General features: G+C 30.8%; 3 protein-coding genes. 2 read left to right on the top strand and 1 reads right to left on the bottom strand.

Translation table 11 applies throughout. The features are described 5' to 3' along the window. The first annotated feature begins 41 nt into the window (after positions 1–41). Positions 42–770 (top strand): carotenoid biosynthesis protein, encoded by a 729-nt coding sequence (locus AOG55_RS07935; protein ID WP_054964530.1) that lies wholly within the window; start codon positions 42–44, stop codon positions 768–770. Positions 771–1,334: 564 nt separating this feature from the next. Further along, positions 1,335–3,101 (top strand): alpha/beta hydrolase family protein, encoded by a 1,767-nt coding sequence (locus AOG55_RS07930; RefSeq protein ID WP_055041147.1) that lies wholly within the window; start codon positions 1,335–1,337, stop codon positions 3,099–3,101. Between the two features lie 13 nt (positions 3,102–3,114). Here AOG55_RS07930 and AOG55_RS07925 read toward each other — a convergent pair whose 3' ends face one another. Continuing rightward, entirely contained in the window at positions 3,115–4,332 is a 1,218-nt protein-coding gene (locus AOG55_RS07925; protein ID WP_055041146.1) for an MFS transporter, read from the bottom strand. Positions 4,333–4,389: the final 57 nt, after the last annotated feature.

Below are 4,389 nucleotides of genomic sequence, written 5' to 3'. Positions count from 1 at the left end.
TTTAAAAAAATATTAAAATTCTATTCTGCCATTATAAAATAATGGAAAGATGCTGGAAGGCTGTATATACATATCTAATTTTCGGCATTATTATGCTTTTAATATACGAGTATTCCCATATTTATGAACTTGCAATTATATATGAAATCATTTTTATATTTATATATATTTACCATTCATTAAATTATCTTGGTTCAAAAAACACAATTAAATTTATTTTTTTGGGTTACTTTACATCATTATTAATAGAAATAATAGGAGTTAATTCGGGTTATCCCTTTGGAAGATACTATTATACATCATTGCTTGGGCCCAGGATATATGGAGTTCCATATGCAATACCTCTTTTTTGGGTTTCAATTATTTATTTTGCAGGAATTGCAGGTAATTTTAGACTGTATTCGGTACCATTTTTAATGGTTATATTGGACCTATCATTCGATCCACGGTTTTCACTGCATTTATGGCACTGGATAAAACCCGGCATATATTTTGGCGTTCCCTTATCAAATTTTGCCGGATGGTTTGCTGCCTCATTAATAATTATGGCGGTTATTGGAATTTTCATAAAATTTAATAAATACAGGATAAGCATCAATGGCATGTTATTTTATGTATTATTTGGATATTTTCAGGCTCTTGAGGATACAGTATCTGGGCTTTTAAAGCTGGCAGTAGTATCAACAATTATGTTCACCATAATTTTAATAATATTCTTAATTATACAGTTCTCTGTAAATAAAAAAATATTGATGCCTCAAAAGATGTAATTTTCATACTATACATTTCATGTAAATAATTTAAAGTTTTTGTTCAAATAATGGGATATCTCATCTTTATAACAAGTGGCGATTTTCCTTATTTCCTTTGGTTTTTCTTCTTCCTTTATGTTTAATATTGCCATTAAATTTTATGCAATTGTTTTCAATTCCATAATTGTATCATATGATACATTCCTTATATAACATATGTTCCCTGCATTCATTATCCTTTCAAGTATGGAAAAAGTTCTTTCTATCTCAGATATTAATTTATACCTTGATTATTCTTTTTCCTTAACTTAATTCCAATTTTTATAACAAATGTTAATTTATTTTCAATTATGCCTCTCCTTTTATTTATATCAATCATTCTTTATATATCTCTTTAAATACATATAAGTTTAAACTATCAATAACCTAGACAATTGCAGGACTTATTATGAAGTTTTAGATGGCCTAATAAAATAATTTAAAAATTTTTAAATAAGAATCATATTGCTATTCCACATGTTATTCAGAATTTATCCGTATTAGATATCAAAAATTATTTAAGGAAAAATTACATTCTTACAAATGAATTCCCAGGAAGCCTATAGTATAAACCTTGCAGGAGATATTTATTCCTATGGCAATAGAATTTTTTATACGGTGAAAACAATAGAGAATAAAAAGTATGCTTCTTATATAATGGAACTTTTAGACGACGAACCAAAAAAATTAACATTTGGAAATAGTGAGAGACTACCGTCATTTATTGATGAAACTCTTTATTATATTAAATATGATGATAAATCTGAAACATTGATTAAAATTGAGAAAAATTCTGAACCACAAACAATTGCTGTATTTAAAAAAATTAAAAAATACATAATAGCAGGTGACCTAATTTTTATAATTGCCGTGGAGGATGCAGATCCAAAAGAACCTTTCGTTGCGGAGAAGATAAAATACAGATTTAATGGTACAGGGTTATTTAGAAAAAGGTATTCATTATATAAAGTTGATAAAAATTTATCAAAAGTTTATTCCGGAAATTTCGACGTTGAAGATATTGCATACAATGGCAAAAGGCTTTTAATTCAAACCACAGAAAACCATGATGATTATGGTCTCTCGGATATATATGAAATAGATTTTAATGGCAATAAAATAAAAAGGATAACAGAAAAATCTTTGGTTATTCATGGATTTAATATATCAGAATCTGGGAGAATAGCCTTAAGCGGGCATTATGATCTTGATCCATGGAAAATTAATTATATTATTTTTCCAGAGGAGAAAAAGGAAATAAGAGTGGAAAATGATTCATATGATTCGATATTAACAGATATGTTTTTTACCCCACCATATAAATTAAAATTTTATAGGGACAGGCTCTATTTTATAGGACAAAATAAATCAACATCCAATTTATATTCACTATTTAATTATAGCATCAAAAAAGAAACAGAAATTGATGGAAAAATAATGGATTTTGATATATCTGAGGATGGTATTCCAGTTTTCGTTTATACCGATAACGAGCATCCATCAATAATTAAATATAAAAATGAATTTGATCTTAATGAAAACATAAAAGGCTATAAAGCACAAAGAATGTTGCTGGATTCCGGAGAGATTTTCTTCATGTTTAGGGATGAAAATGCACCAACAATTGTTTTTATACATGGTGGCCCCCAGACGGCCTATGGTAACATATATTATATTGAATTCCAGTATCTATATTCTAACGGTTATAACATACTTTTTACTAATCCTCCGGGAAGCACAGGATACGGAAAAGATTATGAGACTGAATGTGTGGGGGACTGGGGAGGTAAGGACTTTGAATACATAAAAAAGGCGATGGAAACTGTAAAAGAAAAATACAAACTTAAAAATGATTTTGCGGTTACAGGTGGTTCCTATGGTGGTTTTATGACAAACTGGATTGTCTCCCATAGCGATATTTTTAAATGTGCCATCTCAGAAAGGAGTATTTCAAATATGCTTAGCATGATAGGTACCAGTGATATAGGTTTTTGGTTTAATACACTTCAATTAAAGATAGATGATCCATATAGCCCTGATGGCATGAAAAAATTAATGGAATATTCCCCAATAACATATGTGAAAAATGTTAAAACCCCGGTTCTTTTAATTACAGGCGAGGAGGATTACAGATGCCCAATAGAGCAGGCTGAACAGTTTTTCGTTGGGTTAAAACTTAACAATATCGATTCAGAACTTATAAGATACCCTGGAGATAACCATGAGCATGCCAGATCAGGAATCCCATCGAACATGATTGATAGACTTGAAAAAAAGTTGCAATGGTTTAATAAATATATGAAAAAATAAAAAATACTAATTTTTAAAGTCCCTCTTCGATCTGTTCCTTCACAATTTCTGATGTTTTTCCAGGAAATTTTATGAATACGGTTATAATAAGTGCTATTGCTGCAGGGATTATCATGAAGTATAACATACCCGTCCTGAATGTTTTTATGTTTATGTATGATGCAAGTAATAATGGACCTATTATACCTCCTATGTTAAATGACATTAATATTGCCCCACTTGCGCTTCCAACAGCTTCGTCCTTCACCATGTCCTGACCTGCAGTTGGTGATAGTATTGAATAAATAGACCATCCTGTTCCAAACATTATTGTTAAAATTATGAATAGGATATAATTTTTTGGAGAGTATGTTATGAAAACCATAGAAATGAAAATTAAAATTATGCCAAGAATCAGTATTGGCTTCCTACCAATTTTATCACTGGCAAATCCTGCTGGAAGGCCAAAAATTATCCCACCAACACCAAGCATGGATATTAATACCGCAGCTTCCGAACTTGAGAATGAAACTATCTTTATTAAATATTCAGAATAATACCCTAAAATATTTAATAAGGTAAAGCCAAAGAAAAACATTGCTATGAGTGGATAAATTGTATATCTGTTAATAGCCATTTTAATGGGATTTTTGGCCTTTTCCTCCTTTTTAAATACTGGTGGTATAATAATGTAAAAGATTAACGCGACTATAAATCCGAGAATACCAGAAATTAGGAATGGTATATGATATGCTGGGAGAAATGGCAGGAATATATAGGGTGCTGCTGTGGTACCTACACCTGCAAGGACACCCCAGAGCATCACACCTGTGCCCCTAAATTCTGGATTTGTATCTCCTAATATGCCTATTGACGAGGACTGGAACATTCCAACACCAAAGCCCACAATTAGCCTTGATATGAGGACTTCAATAGCTGTTGTAGAATAACCCGTGGAGATTGTAAATACCGAAAATATTAGAATTGAGGATATTACTGTTAATTTTGGAGAAAGCCTGTCAAATAAAAAGCCGCCCACAACACTGAATATTGCTATTCCAGCAGCATATCCACTTACAAGAATTCCTAGATAGTAAATAGGAAGCTTAACTGCACTTATAATAAATGGTGCAGCAAAGGAATACGCGGATCCGTCAAAATCAACTATAATTGCTGGAAGTGCGCCAGCTATAAATATTGTCAATAATCCAATTCTGCTTTTAATACCAATTTCTCTGGCAGTTGTTACCATGTCGCATGATATCTATATTATATAAAACATTTTTTTTATAAATTCCACTATAATTTA

Source organism: Acidiplasma cupricumulans, assembly GCF_001402935.1.
Lineage (GTDB): Archaea > Thermoplasmatota > Thermoplasmata > Thermoplasmatales > Thermoplasmataceae > Acidiplasma > Acidiplasma aeolicum.
Note: the sequence above shows the minus strand (reverse complement) of the source record. Positions and strands in the feature narration are given on the sequence as shown.